Annotated in this window: 20 protein-coding genes and 1 riboswitch; of the genes, 17 read left to right on the top strand and 3 right to left on the bottom strand. The window is 45.4% G+C overall.

Annotated elements, in window-relative coordinates:
- The first annotated feature begins 173 nt into the window (after positions 1-173).
- From B1A98_RS03905 to B1A98_RS03870, 8 genes are all read left to right on the top strand, one after another.
- Positions 174-1,010 carry a cytochrome c oxidase assembly protein gene (locus tag B1A98_RS03905; protein WP_063385684.1) on the top strand — a complete coding sequence of 279 codons (837 nt, stop codon included), beginning with the start codon at positions 174-176 and terminating at the stop codon, positions 1,008-1,010.
- A 128-nt stretch (positions 1,011-1,138) separates the two neighbouring features.
- Positions 1,139-1,240: riboswitch (purine riboswitch) on the top strand.
- A gap of 120 nt (positions 1,241-1,360) precedes the next feature.
- Positions 1,361-1,945, top strand: a complete 585-nt coding sequence (locus B1A98_RS03900; protein ID WP_041096871.1) for a xanthine phosphoribosyltransferase — start codon at positions 1,361-1,363, stop codon at positions 1,943-1,945.
- Positions 1,942-3,249: a nucleobase:cation symporter-2 family protein gene (locus B1A98_RS03895; protein WP_063385685.1), complete on the top strand. Its 1,308-nt coding sequence runs from the start codon at positions 1,942-1,944 to the stop codon at positions 3,247-3,249. The genes B1A98_RS03900 and B1A98_RS03895 overlap by 4 nt, the downstream gene beginning before the upstream one ends.
- Before the next feature lie 690 nt (positions 3,250-3,939).
- Positions 3,940-7,581 carry a dynamin family protein gene (locus B1A98_RS03890; protein ID WP_063385686.1) on the top strand — a complete coding sequence of 1,214 codons (3,642 nt, stop codon included), beginning with the start codon at positions 3,940-3,942 and terminating at the stop codon, positions 7,579-7,581.
- The gene (locus B1A98_RS03885) at positions 7,562-7,789 is read left to right on the top strand and encodes a hypothetical protein (protein ID WP_063385687.1); all 228 of its coding nucleotides are present in this window, start codon (positions 7,562-7,564) and stop codon (positions 7,787-7,789) included. Before B1A98_RS03890 ends, B1A98_RS03885 begins: the two co-directional genes overlap by 20 nt.
- A gap of 15 nt (positions 7,790-7,804) precedes the next feature.
- A complete protein-coding gene (locus B1A98_RS03880) occupies positions 7,805-8,641 on the top strand; it encodes a sulfurtransferase (protein ID WP_063385688.1) in 837 nt (278 codons plus the stop codon).
- 98 nt (positions 8,642-8,739) lie between these two features.
- Positions 8,740-9,657, top strand: a complete 918-nt coding sequence (locus B1A98_RS03875) for a 5'-3' exonuclease (protein WP_041096863.1) — start codon at positions 8,740-8,742, stop codon at positions 9,655-9,657.
- Positions 9,658-9,677: 20 nt separating this feature from the next.
- Entirely contained in the window at positions 9,678-9,950 is a 273-nt protein-coding gene (locus tag B1A98_RS03870; protein ID WP_223661630.1) for a DUF6123 family protein, read from the top strand.
- Between the two features lie 170 nt (positions 9,951-10,120).
- Here B1A98_RS03870 and B1A98_RS03865 read toward each other — a convergent pair whose 3' ends face one another.
- Together B1A98_RS03865 and B1A98_RS03860 are read right to left on the bottom strand one after the other, a co-directional pair.
- Positions 10,121-10,519, bottom strand: coding sequence for an RNase H family protein (locus tag B1A98_RS03865; protein ID WP_063385690.1), 399 nt, complete (start codon positions 10,517-10,519; stop codon positions 10,121-10,123).
- 162 nt (positions 10,520-10,681) lie between these two features.
- Entirely contained in the window at positions 10,682-11,353 is a 672-nt protein-coding gene (locus B1A98_RS03860) for a queuosine precursor transporter (protein ID WP_063385691.1), read from the bottom strand.
- A 123-nt stretch (positions 11,354-11,476) separates the two neighbouring features.
- Here B1A98_RS03860 and B1A98_RS03855 point away from each other — a divergent pair, with 123 nt between their 5' ends.
- Both B1A98_RS03855 and B1A98_RS03850 read left to right on the top strand, forming a co-directional pair.
- On the top strand, positions 11,477-12,130 hold the full coding sequence (locus tag B1A98_RS03855; RefSeq protein WP_063385692.1) for a reverse transcriptase-like protein: 654 nt from the start codon (positions 11,477-11,479) through the stop codon (positions 12,128-12,130).
- Between the two features lie 22 nt (positions 12,131-12,152).
- On the top strand, positions 12,153-12,341 hold the full coding sequence (locus B1A98_RS03850; protein WP_305954908.1) for a zinc-finger domain-containing protein: 189 nt from the start codon (positions 12,153-12,155) through the stop codon (positions 12,339-12,341).
- Between the two features lie 50 nt (positions 12,342-12,391).
- Here B1A98_RS03850 and cspD read toward each other — a convergent pair whose 3' ends face one another.
- A complete protein-coding gene (gene cspD, locus B1A98_RS03845) occupies positions 12,392-12,592 on the bottom strand; it encodes a cold-shock protein CspD (RefSeq protein ID WP_041096853.1) in 201 nt (66 codons plus the stop codon).
- Positions 12,593-12,843: 251 nt separating this feature from the next.
- On the opposite strand from cspD, the gene mntR reads away from it, so the two are divergent.
- The 7 genes from mntR (at position 12,844) to B1A98_RS03810 (ending at position 18,864) form a co-directional block, all read left to right on the top strand.
- The gene (mntR, locus tag B1A98_RS03840) at positions 12,844-13,263 is read left to right on the top strand and encodes a transcriptional regulator MntR (protein ID WP_041096851.1); all 420 of its coding nucleotides are present in this window, start codon (positions 12,844-12,846) and stop codon (positions 13,261-13,263) included.
- 299 nt (positions 13,264-13,562) lie between these two features.
- On the top strand, positions 13,563-13,988 hold the full coding sequence (locus B1A98_RS03835) for a hypothetical protein (RefSeq protein ID WP_063385693.1): 426 nt from the start codon (positions 13,563-13,565) through the stop codon (positions 13,986-13,988).
- Positions 13,989-14,108: 120 nt separating this feature from the next.
- The gene (locus B1A98_RS03830; protein WP_063385694.1) at positions 14,109-14,786 is read left to right on the top strand and encodes a class I SAM-dependent methyltransferase; all 678 of its coding nucleotides are present in this window, start codon (positions 14,109-14,111) and stop codon (positions 14,784-14,786) included.
- A 23-nt stretch (positions 14,787-14,809) separates the two neighbouring features.
- On the top strand, positions 14,810-15,310 hold the full coding sequence (locus tag B1A98_RS03825) for a hypothetical protein (protein WP_063385695.1): 501 nt from the start codon (positions 14,810-14,812) through the stop codon (positions 15,308-15,310).
- 24 nt (positions 15,311-15,334) lie between these two features.
- Entirely contained in the window at positions 15,335-17,218 is a 1,884-nt protein-coding gene (locus tag B1A98_RS03820; RefSeq protein ID WP_063385696.1) for an ABC-F family ATP-binding cassette domain-containing protein, read from the top strand.
- 70 nt (positions 17,219-17,288) lie between these two features.
- Positions 17,289-18,413 carry a conserved virulence factor C family protein gene (locus B1A98_RS03815; protein WP_063385697.1) on the top strand — a complete coding sequence of 375 codons (1,125 nt, stop codon included), beginning with the start codon at positions 17,289-17,291 and terminating at the stop codon, positions 18,411-18,413.
- A 16-nt stretch (positions 18,414-18,429) separates the two neighbouring features.
- Entirely contained in the window at positions 18,430-18,864 is a 435-nt protein-coding gene (locus B1A98_RS03810) for a BrxA/BrxB family bacilliredoxin (RefSeq protein WP_041113332.1), read from the top strand.
- Positions 18,865-18,890: the final 26 nt, after the last annotated feature.

Below are 18,890 nucleotides of genomic sequence, written 5' to 3'. Positions count from 1 at the left end.
GCCCCCGTTCGCCCAACGGCCAAATAGATAGAGTTCCGTCCAAAAGAGCCTAGCAAAGCGGCCAATCTTTGCTAAAATAGAGAAAATAGTAAGAATAGGAGCTTTGTCTGCACGAATAAATACAGAATAAAGAACAGCGGATTGATTATTTAATTACGTGGGAGGGCAATGAAGTGATCGGAAATGTTGTTTCTGATGCGAATTGGTTTCAACTGTGGGGAGCCGGTTATTTGGTTTGTTTAGGGCTCTTGTCTTTTCTGTATGCAAGGTTAGTTTCTTCGGACAAGTATGTATTTAAGCGAATGCAGCGATTTTATTTTTATTCAGCTCTGATTTTATTTTATGTTTTCGTAGGCAGCCCGTTTGCTGTTATTGCGGCAGAGGAATTATTTAGCGCGCATGTTGTTGAACTGACGGTTATGCTGTTTGTTGTGCCGCCGCTTTTTATTTTAGGATTGCCCAAAGAGTTCTTGCGGTCTTTCTTTTGGTCTTATCGCACAAGATTTGTGTTAAAGCTGTTTACCCATCCGTGGGTTACAGCGCTCTTATTTAGCTTGCTGTTATCGGTTTATCTGGCCCCTGACATTTTTAACTTCTTGCAAAAGCATACACTGCTGTTAGGAAGCGCTCAGCTTATTATGCTTGGAGCTGCTTTCCTGATGTGGTGGACCATTATTTCACCGCTGCCTGAGATGAATCGCTTATCGGAGTCTGTGCGGGTGATGTATGTCTTTGTAGCGTCTTTGCTGCTTTTGCCGATCGGAATTTTCCTGCTGGTTGCCGAAAGCCCTTTTTATGAAGTCTATAGACCTGGCCAACAATTATTGCCTAACTTAACGGCCTTGCAGGATCAACAGCTGGCAGGAGGCGTGCTGAAGGGGATTCAGCTTGCTTCTTACGGGATTGCGCTTTTCCTTCTTATTTCCAGATGGGCAAAGAAAGAGGAGGAGCCGGATGATGATTTTCCCTTTTATCCGGGACAAGCGATAAATGCTCCGATGAAAAAGTAAGGAGGCGGCTGGAAATATTCCAGCCGTTTTTGTATTTTACCGAAAATTGCGAATGATTTAAGAAAAAAATCGAAAAATGTTCGTGAATAGCATTGAAATTCTCATGTATGCTGATATAATTGTGAATACAACTAAACAAAGCATTCGCTCATATAATCGCAGGAATAGGGCCTGCAAGTTTCTACCGAATGACCGTAAATCATTTGACTATGAGTGAGCAGTGGAAGGGCATTCTTTCTTGTTGCCTTCTCAACCCCCAAAGGGCATTGCTTCACTCAGTAATTGAGGAATGACATGATCTTTGGGGTTTTTTCTGTCCAAAAGATCGAAAAAGTTGAGGAGGATATAAAATGAAAAGTTTACAAGATAAGATCGTGAAAGAGGGAAATGTGCTCTCAGATCAAGTGCTGAAAGTAGATTCTTTTTTAAATCATCAAGTGGATCCGAAGCTGATGAAAGCAATCGGACAAGAATTCGCCCGCCGTTTTGCTGATGAAAAAATCACTAAAATTTTAACGATTGAATCAAGCGGGATTGCTCCTAGTGTGATGGCTGGTCTTGAACTTGATGTGCCTGTCGTCTTTGCTAGAAAGCGTCAATCGCTTACATTAATTGAAAATTTATATACAGCCGATGTTCATTCGTTTACGAAGCAGGAAACAAACCGAATTGCCGTTTCTAAATCTTTTATAACAGAAGAAGATCATTTGTTGATTATTGATGACTTTCTTGCCAATGGACAAGCCGCACTTGGCTTGCTGGAGATTGCTGAACAAGCGGGCGCCTCTGTTGCCGGCATCGGCATCGTCATTGAGAAAGCGTTCCAGAACGGCCGGCATTTGCTGCTTGAAAAGAATGTCCGGGTAGAGTCTCTTGCTAGAGTCCAATCACTAGCAGATGGCAAAGTGACATTTGCGGAAGGAGTCCTCGCATGAAGCCATCTATTCTCAAATCCGCTTCATTAGGATTCCAGCACGTGCTTGCGATGTATGCGGGTGCGGTCATCATTCCGTTGATCGTTGGCGGTTCTATGGGCTTGACAGCGGAGCAGCTGACCTATTTGGTTTCGATTGATATTTTTATGTGCGGCATTGCGACGTTTCTTCAGGTGTGGAAAGGCCGTTTTGTAGGAATTGGCCTTCCGGTTGTGCTAGGGTGTACGTTTACTGCGGTTGGACCGATGATGGAGATCGGCCAGAAGCATGGAATTTCAGCGATTTACGGGGCGATACTGGCCTCGGGGATTTTTGTCCTGCTGATTTCCTCTTTTTTCAGCCGGCTTGTCCGCTTTTTTCCGCCTGTTGTCACCGGCTCGGTTGTTACCATTATTGGTGTCACCTTAATCCCGGTAGCGATGAACAATATGGCCGGCGGACAAGGCAGTGCTGATTTCGGTTCTGCAGCCAATATCTTTTTGGCATTTACTACTTTATTTATCATTATTGCATTATTCCGCTTTTTCGATGGATTTGTCCGTTCGATTGCCGTGTTAATCGGATTGCTTGCTGGAACAGTTATTGCCGCTTTTATGGGGAAAGTAGACTTTTCGCCAGTCAAAGATGCAGAACTTGTCCATATGGTGCAGCCGTTTTACTTCGGGCTGCCGACATTTGAATGGGCTTCAATCTTAACGATGATTCTGGTGGCTGTTGTGAGCATGGTGGAATCAACAGGTGTTTATTTCGCTGTTTCTGATATCTGCGAGCAAAAAATTGATAAAAAAGATATAGCAAAAGGATATCGTGCAGAAGGGCTTGCTTATACGCTTGGCGCTATTTTTAATGCTTTTCCTTATACCGCATTTTCCCAAAATGTCGGCCTCATGCAGTTGTCCGGCATTAAGTCAAAAACGGTGATTTATTATACTGCCGGCTTTTTAGTGATCCTCGGTCTTGTGCCGAAGATCGGCGCCTTGACGACGATTATCCCGTCCGCCGTTCTTGGCGGAGCCATGGTAGCGATGTTTGGTATGGTGGTTGCGCAAGGAATTAAAATGTTGAGCCGGGCGGATATGTCCTCTCAGGAAAATTTATTAATCATCGCTTGTTCAGTCGGCATGGGCCTTGGCGTTACGGTGGTGCCTGAATTGTTTGCCGGCCTGCCGTCTGGTTTGCAAGTCTTAACAGGCAACGGCATTGTTGCCGGCAGCTTGACAGCAATCTTCTTAAATATTTTATTTAATGAGATTGGCCGGAAAAGCAAAAAGATCGTTCAATTAACAGAATCAAAAGTTTCTTGACCATACAAGGTGCTCTTTATCACATCCCCCTTTCCCAGCCAGGAAAGGGGGATGTGTTTGTGTTCTTATTTCAATTCAAGAAGCAAAACTAATTTTTGTTTATTGAATGGTTCTAAAGATTTGTCAAACAATAAGACTGAGACGAGAGCCTCTAGAGGTTAAACATCCTCCTGATTGCTTCCTGTGACTAAAAAATAATAAAATAAGATTGAAAATCATTATCGGTCGTGTTAATATGTAATTGAAGATGAAAATTATTCTCAGCGTTAATTAAAAATTATTAATTAAAAGGACGGTGCTTTTTCATGGTTTGGATGTTTGTAGCGGCAACAGTTGTAGCATATGGAGGCGTAATGAAATATGTGATCGACGGTGTCGGCAAACCGCAAGCACCGCGTAACTAAATAGAACTAAAAGGAGTTCGGGGATGGTCTTATTCCGAACTCCTTTTTAATTGAAAACTAAGGGGGGACCGTGCGGAAAGGAAAGCACCTGAAATGGAAAGCAGCAGTCCCCATTTATAAACAAAAAAGGCTGCAGCCAATCTCTATTTTCAGCGAAGAGTTTATCGGCAGTTTAAAAGAAGGCTCTAACGCCTTCTTTTTTTCGTATGGGAAAGTTGGCGAAAATCGTTTACAATAAAAGAAACTTATTCACAGATGAGAAACTTATATAAGGAGAATTATGAGAATGTCAGTAGCAGCCATTGAGCAAACGATGACTCAAATGATGTCAAAAACAGTCGGTCTTTTCGAGATCTTTCAACGGGCCGGTGATGAAGAGAGGGCTAGAAAAGCCAAATTATTTTTAAAAAAGTTGCATGATGAAGAATTCATTGTGGCGTTTTGCGGTCACTTTTCAGCCGGCAAATCTACGATGATCAATGAATTGACCGGGGAAAACCTGCTGCCGTCCAGCCCGATTCCGACAAGCGCAAACCTCGTGAAGATTCATCATGCTTCCGAGGACTTTGCCAAAGTTTATTATAAGGACAAGCAGCCCCTTCTTTTCAAGGCACCTTACGATTTTGAAAGGGTAAAGGAGTTTTGCAAAAACGGGGAAGAAGTGGAAGCAATTGAGATTGGCCATAGCACTTCTAATTTGCCATCTGAGGTAACGGTTATGGATACACCCGGTGTAGATTCGACAGATGATGCCCACCGCATCTCAACGGAGTCTGCCCTTCATTTAGCCGATATGGTGTTTTATGTGATGGACTACAACCATGTGCAATCGGAATTAAATTTTATCTATACAAAGGAATTGCTGGCACATGGAGTAAAGCTTTACTTAATCATTAACCAGATTGACAAGCATCGGGAAGAAGAGCTTTCCTTTGAAGCGTTTCAGCAGTCTGTGCATACGTCTTTTGCTGCTTGGGGAGTCGAGCCGGAGCGGTTTTTCTTTACAAGTTTAAGAGAACGCTCCTTGCCGCATAATGATTTTCAGGAAGTGAAGGAACTGATTCAGGAAAGCATGACGGACAGGGAGGAGCTTGCCCTCCGCTCTGCCGAAACAATGATGAACCGGCTCGTCAGCGAACACCTTGCCTGGCTAAAGGAAGAGCAGGCCGAAACAACAGAAGCTCTGTTGTCTTTGCTGGGTGATGAATGGAATGAGCAAGAGATTGCTGAGAAAGAACAGCAAGCTAAAGAGCAGCTGGACAAGCGTGATGCACAGGCACTGGTTCGCGAATTGGAAGAGGGACGGGAAAAGGTGTTGAAAAATGCTTACTTAATGCCGGCTTCCACGCGCGAATTGGCAAGAGAGTTCTTAGAAGCTGTCCAGCCCGGCTTTAAAGTGGGGATGCTGTTCAGCAAGAAGAAAACAGAAGAAGAACGGCAAAGAAGGTGCGAGCGCTTCCTGGCTGATTTAAAGGAAAAAATAGAAACTCAGCTTGAATGGCATCTGCGCCAGCAAGTAAGCAGCTGGCTGAAATCAAGCGGACTCAATGATGATGAGCTGCAGCTGGAAGCAGAAGAGCTGACAGTGCCGGTTGATGGACAATTAATTACCGGCATGGTGAAATCAGGAGCAATGGCTACCGGGGATTACGTTCTTACGTACACGGACGACCTGGCCGGACAACTGAAGAAGAATGCGCGCCGGTTAACGGACGCTATTAAAGAAAAAGCAGCTGAACGGATGGAGAAGCGTTTTGCTGCGGAGAAGCAGGAGCTTCAGGCGAGATGGTCAGTATGGCATGAGAAGCTTAATGCTGTTCAACAACTGAGTCAGCTAAAAGCCGCAGCAGAGCAGCGGCAGCAGGAAATCCGCGGTCTGCTCGCAGAAGATCAGATCACTCTTCCTGCTCTATACGAAACACTTGTCAAGCAATGGGAAGAGCAGCAAAGCAAAGTCACTGTTTTTGATGAAGCGATCGCTGCTGAGCTTGCGGCTCCGTTGGCGGAGGAGAAAAAACGAGAAGAAGAAAGCGTTCCTGTGCCCGCTGGAAAGCCGGCTGGCACGGTAGCAGAAACGGCTGCCCGATTGAAAAAAATGGGCACAAAGCTGGCTGGCATTCCAGGCTTTCACCGCTTCATCGATGGATTGAAGCAAAAGGCTGCCCGTCTGGAGGAACGCGAGTATACGATTGCTTTATTTGGCGCCTTCAGCGCTGGCAAATCTTCTTTCGCGAACGCGATGCTCGGCGAAAAGGTGCTGCCGGTTTCGCCAAACCCGACAACTGCCGCTGTTAACCGTATTCATCCGCCTAGCGAGGGAAATGCGCATCGGACGGCGAATGTGCATTTGAAAACTGAACAGCAAATGCTCATTGATTTGCAGCAGTCTCTGCAGTTTTTCAAACAAACGGTTCAGTCGCTTGACGATGCCTTTGAGCGGATTCCCGGCTTGCTGCAAAATACTGACGGAGAAGGCCGCGAAAATATTCATTTATCCTTTTTGAAAGCTTTCTATGAGGGATACAAGGAATATAAGGAGCATCTAGGAAAAACGCTTTGCGTGGATCTGCCGGCATTCCAAGGCTTTGTCGCCAATGAGAAACAAAGCTGCTTTGTCGAATCGATTGATTTATATTATGATTGCGAGTTTACGCGCCAGGGAGTCACACTCGTTGACACGCCGGGAGCAGATTCCATCAATGCCCGGCATACGGGCGTTGCCTTTGAATACATTAAAAACTCAGACGCTATTTTGTTCGTCACTTATTATAATCATGCGTTTTCAAAAGCAGATCGTGAATTTCTTATCCAGCTGGGCCGTGTCAAAGATGCGTTTGAGCTTGATAAAATGTTCTTTATTGTGAATGCGATTGACTTGGCAAGCAGCGATGAAGAGGTTGATGAAGTCATTAATTATGTGAAAGATCAGCTGCTGCAGTATGGCATCCGCTTCCCGCGCATTCACGGGGTATCCAGCCTGCAGGCGATTCAAGAGATTGAGCGGGGGGAACTGGATCATCCTCATTCGAATTTGCGTCCGTTTAAACAAGATTTTCACCAGTTTTTACAAGGAGACTTGGCGGAGATGGCGATCCAATCGGCAGAGGCCGAATGGCTGCGCGGTTTGGAACAGCTTCGCCAGCTGATTGCGACGGCGAAAGAAAACCGTGATAATCGTGATCAGAGAAAAGCGGAATTGGATAGCCAGTTGAATGATATTAGCAGCTATATTAACAAGGAAACAGGCCAATTAATAGAAAAGCGCCTGATCCAGGAGATAGATGAGCTTGTTTTCTACCTGAAGCAACGTGTTTTCTACCGTTTTACCGATTTCTTTAAAGAGGCTTTTAATCCGGCAGCGCTCAATGGCAGCCGGCCAATAAAAGCAGCTTTAAGTGAAGCCATGAAAGAGTTGCTTGAAGCAGTCGGCTATGATTTGGCACAGGAAATGAGAGCGACCAGTCTGCGGGCTGAAAAGCAGGCGCATAAGCTGCTTTCAGAGAAATACGAAGCCTTGAAGCTGCATAGCCAGTCGATTCAGCCGCAGCTGCAATTTTCGGCTATTGAATGGCCATCGAGAGAAACTCCTGAATTCCCTGTGGCTTTTCATGAAATGACACCTGAAGCATTTGCGGACGCTCTGTCTTTATTTAAGAATGCGAAAGCCTTCTTTGAGAAAAATGACAAGCAGCTCATGCAAGAAAAGCTGTATAGCCGTTTAGGAGAACTCGCCGATCGTTACTTGGCCGAAGAAAAAGACAAGCTCAGCAAATGGGCACTTGAAGAAGCGGCAGAAGGCCTGCGGTTAATGACGGATACAGCGACTTCCGATGTGGACGAGCAATTTGCTGCTTGGCTGCAAGTGCTTGGTGCCGCAGAGAATATCGAGGAATGGGAGCAGACGCTTGTTGAGCTCGAACGCCCATAAACAGGCAATTATCAATCATTTTCACGCCTGTGCCACTTGCCGGCATTTTCAGCCGCTGAAAATGGAGCAAGGCATGCGCTACTATTGTGCCCGCCTGCAATATGAAACGAAACCCGCTTATCAGTTTAATTGCTGGAATCCGAAAGACCAAGTCGTTAAACTGTTAAAGAAGAAGCTTGATATGATCAGTGATTCCGATGATGAGTAAAAAGGAGAGGACAACGTGAAATATATCCGTTCGATTAACTGGTTATCAGAGCGCTTGAATGACTCAAATGTTTGCATCGTGGACTGCCGCTTTAATTTGGCAGATACGGCAGCTGGCGAAAAAGAATACGGGAAAGCTCATATCCCTGGGGCCTTCTATGCTCATCTTGATCGGGATTTGTCAGGGGAAAAGAACATTCATGGCGGCCGTCATCCGCTTCCTGACCTGGAGGCGTTCCGCAAAACAGCAGAGTCTTATGGAATTACAGATGAAACAATTGTTATCGCCTACGATAACGGGGATGCCATGTTTGCCGGGCGTTTTTGGTGGCTGTTATCATATATCGGCCACTCGCATGTTTATATTCTTGATGGCGGTTTTGCTGAGTGGGAAAAACAAGGGCTTCCGGTGTCAACTGAGGTGCCTGTCCCAAAAGAAGGCTGCTTGTCCATGAATGTGCGGCATGACTGGCTCGTCTCTATTGAAGAAGTAAAAAGGGCAGCTCTTGAAAAAGATGGAACCGTGCTCATTGATTCCCGTGCGCCGGAGCGCTATGCCGGAAAAGTAGAACCGCTTGATCGGGTAGCAGGGCATATCCCTACTGCAGTCAATTTCTTTTTCCAAGAAGGGCTTCGCCATTCATTTTGGAAGAGCGCGGAGGAACAGAAGGCACGCTTTAAACAGCTGGATCCAAGCCAGCCGGTTATTGTGTATTGCGGATCGGGCGTGTCGGCCACTCCCAATATTATTGCCCTGAAGCAAGCGGATTTTGCTCATGTCCGCCTGTATGCCGGAAGCTACAGTGATTGGTCATCCTATGAAGAATTGCCTGTAGAAAAGGAAAAACAGTGAATGGAAAAGCTGCTCCGTTTGTCAGCAACGGGCGGCTTTTCTCTTGGCTTTGCTTAACTGCCGGGATACTTGTGATAGAATACTAGAGAGGTGACAAAATGAATAGACAAGAACATTTGCTGCTGATAGACGGCATGGCTTTGCTGTTTCGGGCTTTTTTTGCGACAGCAGTCAGCGGCCAATTTATGGTGAACTCACAAGGGATGCCGACAAATGGTGTTCAAGGGTTTATCAAGCATGTCCTGACGGCGATTGAATATATGCGGCCTACCCACGCGGCTATATGCTGGGATATGGGCAGCCAAACTTTCCGGAATGAATTGTTTTCCGATTATAAATCGAATCGCCAGGCACCTCCTGTTGAGTTGCAGCCGCAATTTGATCTGGCTAAAGAAGTAGCCGGCTCTTTTTTGTTGCCCAATATTGGTGTGAAAGGGTATGAGGCAGATGATTGTATCGGCACGATTGCCAAGCAGGAACACCAAGGGCGGAGGGTTACCATTTTAAGCGGGGATAAGGACCTTCTGCAGCTTCTTGATCAGAACATTGAAGTGACGCTGCTGCAAAAAGGCTTTGGCAATTACTTAACTTATACGGAAGAAAGCTTCGCTCACCAGTATGCCATTACTCCAAAGCAGTTTATTGACGTAAAGGCACTGATGGGTGATCCTAGTGACGGTTATCCGGGAGTAAAAGGCATAGGCGAAAAAACGGCATTTAAGCTGGTCAGGGAATTTGGCACTATCGATGGCATCCTTGAAAATATCGAGCAGCTCACGCCCTCGCAGCAGAAGAAGATGAGAGAAGGCTTCGATATGCTCCATCTATCACGTCAGCTTGCGGAAATTAATTGCGACGTGCCTTTAGTTTGGGATATTAAAGAAGCAGACTGGGAAGGGGTTAGCAAAGAAGCAGAAGAAGCAGTGGAGCAACTGGAGTTAAAAACAGTACGACGCCACTTAACACAAATGAAAGCGGCAGCTGCCTATTCAGAGGCTGCTGATCCATTTGCATAATGTTCAAGGTGGGAACTGAAGTGAAGAAAGAACAGGCACTGGCTGATTATTTGCTTAAGTTAGAGGAAAAAGGATTTCGGTTTTCCGATGAAGTGGTCGCTTTTATTTATTTTGGAAAAAGGTCAACGGATGCGTCTGATGTATTAGTGATCGCCAGTATAGAGATTACATTAAAAGTACAAAAGGAATTTGATGGCAGCTTTTTTCTCTCTTTGCTGGAGTGGTTTAAAGAGAAGGGGATCGCCAATCGGCAGACCGCCTTCCGCTTTGCCCGTTCCAACGGTTTGCTGTAGTTCAGCTGATGGCTGGGTGATCAAGATGGAGAATACTTTCGAAAAACAACCGCTTGGACAAACTAGGCGGTTGTTTAGATAAAAACGCCGGATCTGCGGCGGGAAAAGCGGAACGAGCGCAATACTTAAAGGAATCTAACACCTGCGTTAGAAGCGGCTGGCCTGCCTCATCATTTTTTCATGCCTTTGTTTTGCCTGACGCCTTCGCGAGCCAGACTGTCCGCACGATTTTCTTTGCTTGGTATCCATTTCACAAAAAAGAGCGGAAATTCTTTGGACAATGTTAAAATTTCTTCTAAGAGAGGTTTATACACTTCTTTATGTACATATTCTTTTTCAATAGCCTGCACGACTGTTTGGGAATCGCTCCGCAAGGAAACGGTGGCTGCCTCTCTTTCCTTCAATAACTCTAATGCTTTAATGACAGCAAGGAATTCCGCCTCATGTGTATCTTTGATTCCAAAAGGAAAGGAGTAGCGGTCCACATGGCTGCCGTTTTTAATAAACACACCGCCGCCCGCCCAGCCAGGCGATCCGCTGCTCGCTCCATCTGTATATACTTCAAACAAACAAACTCCCCCTTTATCTTTGCCATACAAAATTTTACGGAAAAAACAAACCATTTGCAATATGCAAAGAGGAGAGGTCTGTCCAGCCAATCAAACTGTTCACAAGCAAACGAAAAAAGATGACTGATTGAAAGCTGGTTCGTTCAGTCATCTGGCTGGCTGTTATTTAGGAAAACGTTTGGCAATATAGCCGAACGGAGTATCGATTAAAGCCACAACCCACTTTAATGCATACGTAGACAGGAAAATTTGAAACCAAATTCCGGTCGGAAATGCGCCAAGAAAAGCAATGCTCGTAAACACAAGTGTATCCAAAAGCTGGCTGATCATCGTGCTTCCATTGTTGCGGATCCAAAATTGTGAGTCTTTCGGGAATTTTTTCTTTAAATAGGAAAAGATATACACATCGGCAAATTGACTGACCAAATAGGCGGCAAGACTGCCGGCAGCGATGCGGGGCAACAAGCCAAACAGCTGTCCTAAAGACTCTTGAGCCATATCAGACGGGCTCGGCTCAAAGAGCAAGACCATTTGCATAATGACTGTCATCATGACTAAGGTAAAAAAGCCAAGCCACACGGCTTTTTTTGCATCCTCCTTGCCGTAGCGCTCATTAAGCAAGTCGGTCGCCAAAAAAGCTGTTCCGTACATCGTATTGCCCAGTGTCGCCGTTAAGCCGAATACTTCAATGGTTTTTACTACTTGAAGGTTGGCCAGTATCGTGGCCACTCCAACCCATACGAACAGCCCCATGCGCCCAAATAGTCGATACATCGCCAGAAATATAGTAAAGTTAACAATGATAAATAGAAAGCCGAACCACTCGTTAAACATGTAAAACCTCCTGTAAGATAAAAGAAATAGCGGGAAAATAGTTGTCTTTCTTTGCACATTTGAGCATAACGTACATTATACAAAAACATAAAAATTGGTCAAGAAGAAAAACGGAGGATCGATATGAAAATGAAAATTAAATGGCAGTATGAATTCAAGGGAAGAAAGGCAGAATTTGAATCTGAGTGGATAAGCAAAGATATCGTATTGCCGCTGATCGAGGATCTGGAGAGAACGGGCCGGATGAAAACGGCGACCATTATGGATGAATTATTGAATGAATGGACGGTTAAGGAATTTACAAAATTAAATAAGCAGCTTGATGAAGAACCAAGTGAAGTAGAAGTATACTTTGACGGCGGATTTGACCGCTCTTCACAAATATCAGGAATTGGAATCGCTGTATACTATAAGAAAAACGGTGAGGATTGGCGCTGCCGCATCAATGACCGGCTTTTGCAGCTGGAGTCCAACAACGAAGCGGAATATGCGGCTCTTTACAGGGCTATCGAGCTTCTTGGGGAAATCGGTGTTAAGCAAGTGCCAGTGACGATCACAGGAGATTCACATGTGGTTCTTAAGCAGCTGTCAGGTGAGTGGCCTTGCTTTGATGAAACGTTAAATAAGTGGCTGGACCGAATTGAAAGCAAGCTGGAATCGCTTCATCTTACACCGCTTTACAAACCGGTGGACAGAAGGCAGAATAAAGAAGCGGATAAACTCGCCAATCAGGCGCTAGAAGGAACCATTGTTAACAGTCATTCGGTTATTTCCTAAGCAGTGTCTTGTTCAGAAAGGTGTGGTGTATTTGGAAAGAAAACAGCTAATAGCAGAGGTAGAAGGAATTTTGCACACATATTGCGAAGGCTGTCTGCTGAAGGCGGCATTTCGAAAAGAGAAGGGAAAATCCTACGCCCATAAATTTTGCATTACAGAATGTACTGTAGGAGAGCAGCTTAAAAGGTGCGGAGAGCGCCTGCTTAAATAAAAACAAACAAAATAAAAAGCCGGCAGCATGTGCCGGCTTTATGAGTTGGATTATAGTTTTACAACGTTAGCTGCTTGAGGTCCACGGTTTCCTTCTACGATTTCAAAAGAAACTTCTTGGCCTTCTTCTAGGGATTTATATCCGTCGCCTTCAATTGCAGTGAAGTGAACGAATACATCGTCTCCGCCTTCTACTTCGATAAATCCGAATCCTTTTTCATTGTTAAACCATTTTACTTTACCGTTTTGCATGTTAATGAATCCTCCTAAATCTTCGAAACACATCTTATCTATATGTGCCCAAATCAAAATATTCATTACAAACAGAGAGTCTGTTTATAATACATACAATATACCGGAAAAAGTAAAAAAAGTCAAGGAAGGGAAAGGGAAAAATACAAAAAATTTCACCATTTCCGATTAAACGGAAAAACTTCCTTAACTTGTACTGGAACTGCTCTTATAGTAAACTTAAATAGACGAGTACATTCAGGAGGATCCCGATGCCGACACCAAGCATGGAAGATTACATAGAACAAATTTTTATACTTATAGATAAAAAAGGATACGCCCGTGTATCTGATATTGCCGAAGCGTTGTCTGTCCATCCCTCGTCTGTAACGAAGATGGTTCAAAAACTGGACAAGGACGAATATTTAATATACGAGAGATACCGTGGTCTTGTTTTAACTGCCAAAGGAAAGAAAATTGGCAAGCGTCTCGTAGAGCGTCATGATTTGCTGGAGGAATTTCTGCGGATCATTGGTGTGAAAGAGGAACACATTTATGAAGATGTGGAAGGAATTGAGCATCATCTAAGCTGGAATTCCATTGACCGCATCGCTGATCTTGTGGACTATTTTAATGAAGACCCTGCACGAATTCAAACATTGCATTCTTTGCAAAAAAAAACCATGGACTAAAAGGATTGTCCCGCTCGCAAGCTTACAGCTGACCAGCGGGACAATCTTTTTAGTGATTCTTATGACCTATGTACAAGTCACCGCTTTTTTTCTATTATTAAAAAATTAGCTTCGTTAAAATGGCAGGAAAGCAGCCTTCTTGCTCCGTTTCTTAAAAATCGGGCGGAAAAAAGGTCGAATCCAGGCTGTCATTTTAACAGGGCAAAAAAAATTTTTTCATTCTTCCTTGTAGCCATTACATAGAATCGGCAGGGAAAGAATAATAATAAAGATAAAAAGCAGAGTGAGATGAGAATAACATGCTTGAAGAAACCAGCTTTTCTTCTTTGATGAAAAAAAAAGATCCGAAGTTGACGTTAAAAATAAAAAAGGAATTTCCGGGGGCTCGCTGCGTTGGAGGAAAATATTCGCCCGCTGATCATTCGGTTACGCTTTTTAAGCAAGATATCGCTATTCAATGTGAAAGGCTTTTAGGATCATTGGAGCGGCTGAAGGAATATGAATGGATTATTTTTGCCCACGAGCTTGGGCATGCGCTGGATGAAGAGCTTCCTTCTTTAAGCGACCGGCTTGAAGACACGAAAAGCCTCGATATCTTGGCCCAAATTGAGTTAAATGCTTGGAGCATTGCGGAAGAGCTTATTCCATTTATCGATTCACGGCTGTTCGCCCGGGTGAGAGAAGAATCACTGCGCTATTTTTCAAGAAGCCCGCTTGTTCATTAACACAATAACTGTTCCGTTTTGCCGTATGCACAACCGCTCTGAGTCTAAGAGCGGTTCTATTTATATTGCCGAAAGCTGGTTGATTCCCTTACAATGAAGAAAACTAAGGGGGAATCAATCATGGCGAACGGATCGTGGCACACAGAGGCTAAAAGCCAGTGGGATGCGAGAGCGGAAGGATGGCAGTCGAAAAGCGCAGAGATGTGGGAACGAGGCAGCCGCAAAGGGATCTGTCCTTTTTTTTCCGGATATGTTCCACAAGGCAGCCGGGTGGCTGATCTGGGCTGCGGTGACGGTTACGGCAGCCGCAAGCTCCATCAGTCAGGGTATGAAGTGATTGGAATCGATTTATCGAATAAGATGGTTCAGCTTGCCCGCAGGTTTGAAACAGAAGGACTGACGTTCAGGCAGGGAGATTTATCCAGCCTTCCATTTGCTGATGAAGAGCTTGATGCCGTTATGGCCATCAATTCCTTGGAATGGACGGAAAATCCATCTCAAGTGCTAGCGGAAATTCGCCGGGTGCTAAAGCCTTCCGGAAGAGTGTGTGCAGCTATACTCGGGCCAACCGCCGGACCGCGGGAAAACAGTTATAAGCGCTTAAGCGGAGAAGCTGTTATTATGAATACGATGATGCCATGGGAATTTGCCAGATTGGCGGCAGACAACGGCTTTGTGTATATGGCTGAGGAGCATGTGTATAAAGGCGGCATTACAGAGCCATACGTACAGGCCTTTCCAGCTGAATTGAAGCAATCGTTGACGTTTTTTACACTATTTATGATAGAGAAAGCTTGAACAACTGCAAAGAAGGTGTTGACGTGTTTGATCCGACCGCTTTTGATAACATTAAATTTATGATGCAGGCGGAAGTATATGACCGCGATCTTGCCGGCCTGTTTCACATTCATCATCGCACGGATATAATGGATCTCGCCAGCCTCAGCCGGGAAGCAGCGATTACGTTTTCGCTGGCGGAAAAGCCTGGCCTTCAGGTATCGCTGATTATCAAGGCAGACCTGGCAAAGCTGGCAGGGGAGTTGCTGCCTCTTGCCGGGACGGTTCCAAGTGTTTCGCTTCGTATTTTGTATGCGGGGTCGGAACAAGAATTGCCAGCGGCGAAGATGGATCTTTTCGAGCGTATATGGGGAACCGAAAGACGCTACGAACGGAAGAAAATAGAATCTGATCAAACTGGTACTGTATATGAATGGCACGTGTATTTCGAGCGGATGATAACAGAAGAAATGCTGCCGGAACTTGGTGACTTGGTGAATTTTATTGCTGAGTCGCTCCAGATGGAAGCCAAAGACAATAGATGATCTGCAAACGGGGAGAGAATGGAAATGAGAGCGCTGAGTGTGCAAGACATGACAAAATCGTACGGGGAAAAAGTGCTGTTTGATCATTTAACTTTTTCCATCGGTGAAAAGGAACGGATCGGCTTAATTGGTGTAAATGGAACGGGGAAATCCAGCTTGTTAAAAATCGTTGCCGGAAAAGATACGCCTGATGCTGGCGAAATTGTTTGCCCAAATGATTACACCATCGCTTATTTGGAACAAGAGCCGGAAATGAATCCTGAGCTGACAGTAATGGATCAATTGTTTTTAAGTGAGGCGCCGGTGATTCAGCTGTTAAAGGAATATGAGAGAGCATTAAAGCAGCTTGAAGAGAGCCCTCAGGATCAGGAAGCGGCAGAGCAGCTGTTCGAGTTGCAGAAACAAATGGATGCCCTCGGTGCTTGGGAAGCTAATACAAATGCGGAAGCGATTTTAACACGGCTGGGCATTTCTGATTTTAGCCGAAAGGTCAGTGAATTGTCAGGCGGACAAAAAAAGCGGGTGGCGCTGGCGCAAGTACTGATTGAGACACCTGACTTGTTAATTTTGGATGAACCGACCAACCATCTGGACTATGAAACGATCGGGTGGCTGGAAGAATATTTAAGTAAATATCCAGGAGCTGTGCTGCTCGTTACTCATGACCGTTACTTTTTAGATCGAGTAACAAATAGAATGTTTGAACTGGACCATGGCCAGCTCCATACATACAAAGGAAATTACCAGGATTATATCGCTGCTAAAGCAGAGAGGGAAGAGCTGCAGGCAGCTGAAGAAGATAAGCGGAAAAATCTGTACCGCCGCGAGCTTGCCTGGATGCGCAGAGGGGCGAAGGCAAGAACGACCAAACAAAAAGCCCGGATTGACCGTTTTGAGCAATTAGAAGGATCAATCGGTCAGGGACCGAAGAAAGAACAAATTGATTTAGCCATGAAAGGCAGCCGGCTCGGCAAACAAGTATTCGAGCTAAGTCATGTGTCGAAATCATTTGATGGAAAAGTGATTTTAAAAGATTTCAACCTGCTCGTAAAGCCGGGAGACCGTTTCGGGATTATCGGAAAAAACGGCAGCGGAAAATCGACCTTTATGAACCTGCTTGCCGGCAAGCTCCCATTTGACAGCGGTGAAATCGTAACAGGACAAACAGTGAAGACAGCATATTATACACAAGAGCGCACGGATATGGATGAAAAGATGCGGATGATTGCCTATATTCGGGAGTCAGCGGAAATGGTGACAACAAAGACAGGAGAGAGAATTTCTGCTGCACAAATGCTGGAGCGTTTTCTTTTTCCGATGCATGCTCATGGCACACCGATTTATAAGCTGTCTGGCGGAGAAAAGCGCCGGCTGTACTTGTTGAAGTTATTAATGACGCAGCCGAACGTTCTGCTGTTGGATGAACCGACTAATGATCTGGATACAGAAACTTTGACTGTATTGGAAGATTATTTAGAAGATTTCCCGGGCGTCGTTATAACTGTTTCCCATGACCGTTATTTTCTTGATAAAACGGCAGACCGGCTGCTGATCTTTGAAGGAAATGGGGTCATTGACTCTTACTATGGACAATACAGCGATTATTTAGCCGAACAAGCGATGGCTGAAAAGCTGGAGAGCGCACCGGCTAAAGAAGCCAAGAACGAAACTGTGAGAGAAAAGCCGAAAAAGAAAAAATTAAGCTATCATGAACAGCGGGAATGGGAAACCATTGAAGAAGAGATCGCCAATGTCGAGGAGCTCATAAGCAAGGCAGATGAGGAGCTAGAGGCGGCGGGCAGCGATTTTGAAAGGGCGCAGCAGCTAAGCAAGGAATTGGAGCAGCTGAATGAAAAGCTGGAGGAGCTTATTGAGCGCTGGAGTTATTTATCGGAATTTGTGCAATGAGCAAATGAACGCACCAGCCGTTTCATCTATGGTAAAATGGCGGTAAAGCTTGCGAAAGGAGCCGTTCATTTTGCATATTGTAAAGATTGAACCTACACCAAGTCCAAATACAATGAAGGTCATTTTGGACGAAGAATTGCCTGCGGGGAAAAGCAATAACTATAGAGCCGGTGTCTCAGAAGAAGCGCCGGAGCAAATCCAGTCCATCCTCGCTATTGAAGGCGTGAAAGGCGTCTATCATGTCGCCGATTTTTTAGCAATTGAGCGAAACGGCAAATATGATTGGCAAAGCCTGCTTCCGCAGGTAAGGGCTGTTTTTGGCGAAGCTGCCGGCGGAGAGGAAAAGGCTGCCGCAGCCACAGACTCATATGGAGAGGTTCAAGCCTCTATTCAAACGTTTAAAGGCATCCCCATTCAACTGAAGCTTACTTCTTCCGCAGAGGAAAAACGCTTTCCGCTGCCGGATTATTTTTTGGAAGCATTTAAGAAAGCCCAATTGGCGGAGGATAACTATGTTCTTCAACGAAAGTGGGAAGAGTTTGGAATTCGATATGGTGATTTAGATGAGATGGGCAAAGAAACGGTTGAAGAGATTGTGGCCGCTTATCCGCGCGAGCGTCTGGAAGCGCTGGCGGAAGACGGGGCGCAAGGCAAGCCTGAGCGTGAAATAAAGCGGCGCAGCTTAAAACTAACGGCCTCCATGTGGCAGGAAGAAGCAGACTGGCGCAAACGCTATCAATGGCTGGAGCAGATGGAAGCCCCGTCTGAAGGGGATCTTCCTGTTCTGCAGCTGGCGCTTTCGGACAGTAAGCCGGCGATTCGCCGGTTAGCCGTTGTTTATATTGGCATGATTGAAGACAAAAAGGTGCTGCCGCTCTTATATGAAGGGTTGAATGACCCGACAGTGACGGTTCGCCGCACGGCTGGCGATTGCCTTTCCGATCTTGGATTTGAAGAAGCGATTCCGGCAATGTGCAAGGCTCTGGAGGATAAGAGCAAAATCGTCCGCTGGCGGGCCGCTATGTTTTTATACGAAGTTGGCGACGAAACAGCATTGCCTGCTTTAAAGCAAGCGGAAAACGACCAGGAGTTCGAAGTGCAAATGCAGGTGAAGATGGCGATCGAACGTATCGAAGGCGGCGAAGAAGCGAAAGGGTCTGTCTGGAAGCAAATGACAGAATCCAGAGAAAAATAATGATGGAGGGACCAAAATGACAAACGCTTATGAAGAATATATGAAGCAAATGGCCGCGCCGATGCGGGCCGAATTGACAAACGCAGGTTTTAAGGAGTTAACAACTGCAGAAGAAGTGAGTGAATTTATGTCCAGCGCAGAAGGCACAACGCTTGTCGTGGTAAATTCGGTATGCGGCTGTGCAGCTGGTTTGGCCCGTCCTGCTGCGGTGCAGGCAACGATGCATGAGCCGGCTCCTGATCATCTTGTGACTGTATTTGCCGGTCAAGACCGGGAAGCAACGGCTCAGATGCGCGAGTTTTTCGATGGCTATGAGCCGTCTTCTCCATCAATGGCCTTATTAAAAGGCCAGGAAGTCGTTCATTTCGTGCCGCGCGAGCATATCGAAGGAAATGATATGGGCTCCATTATTCAAGACTTGACAGCAGCATTTGACCAATATTGCAAATAAACAAAGGATGTCTCCGGGCATCCTTT

The sequence above is a fragment of the Pseudobacillus badius genome, from assembly GCF_002189605.1.
In the GTDB taxonomy this organism is placed as follows: Bacteria; Bacillota; Bacilli; order Bacillales; family Domibacillaceae; genus Pseudobacillus; species Pseudobacillus badius.
This window is presented reverse-complemented; position numbering and strand designations above follow the sequence as displayed.

Bases quoted from the DNA above. Each gene is read 5' to 3' on its own strand.
- cspD (WP_041096853.1), bottom strand. From the start codon at position 12,592: ATGCAAAACGGTAAAGTAAAATGGTTTAACAATGAAAAAGGATTCGGA.
- B1A98_RS03900 (WP_041096871.1), top strand. From the start codon at position 1,361: ATGAAAAGTTTACAAGATAAGATCGTGAAAGAGGGAAATGTGCTCTCA.
- B1A98_RS03810 (WP_041113332.1), top strand. From the start codon at position 18,430: ATGACAAACGCTTATGAAGAATATATGAAGCAAATGGCCGCGCCGATG.
- mntR (WP_041096851.1), top strand. From the start codon at position 12,844: ATGCCGACACCAAGCATGGAAGATTACATAGAACAAATTTTTATACTT.
- B1A98_RS03830 (WP_063385694.1), top strand. From the start codon at position 14,109: ATGGCGAACGGATCGTGGCACACAGAGGCTAAAAGCCAGTGGGATGCG.
- B1A98_RS03875 (WP_041096863.1), top strand. From the start codon at position 8,740: ATGAATAGACAAGAACATTTGCTGCTGATAGACGGCATGGCTTTGCTG.
- B1A98_RS03855 (WP_063385692.1), top strand. From the start codon at position 11,477: ATGAAAATGAAAATTAAATGGCAGTATGAATTCAAGGGAAGAAAGGCA.
- B1A98_RS03890 (WP_063385686.1), top strand. From the start codon at position 3,940: ATGTCAGTAGCAGCCATTGAGCAAACGATGACTCAAATGATGTCAAAA.
- B1A98_RS03820 (WP_063385696.1), top strand. From the start codon at position 15,335: ATGAGAGCGCTGAGTGTGCAAGACATGACAAAATCGTACGGGGAAAAA.
- B1A98_RS03835 (WP_063385693.1), top strand. From the start codon at position 13,563: ATGCTTGAAGAAACCAGCTTTTCTTCTTTGATGAAAAAAAAAGATCCG.
- B1A98_RS03895 (WP_063385685.1), top strand. From the start codon at position 1,942: ATGAAGCCATCTATTCTCAAATCCGCTTCATTAGGATTCCAGCACGTG.
- B1A98_RS03860 (WP_063385691.1), bottom strand. From the start codon at position 11,353: ATGTTTAACGAGTGGTTCGGCTTTCTATTTATCATTGTTAACTTTACT.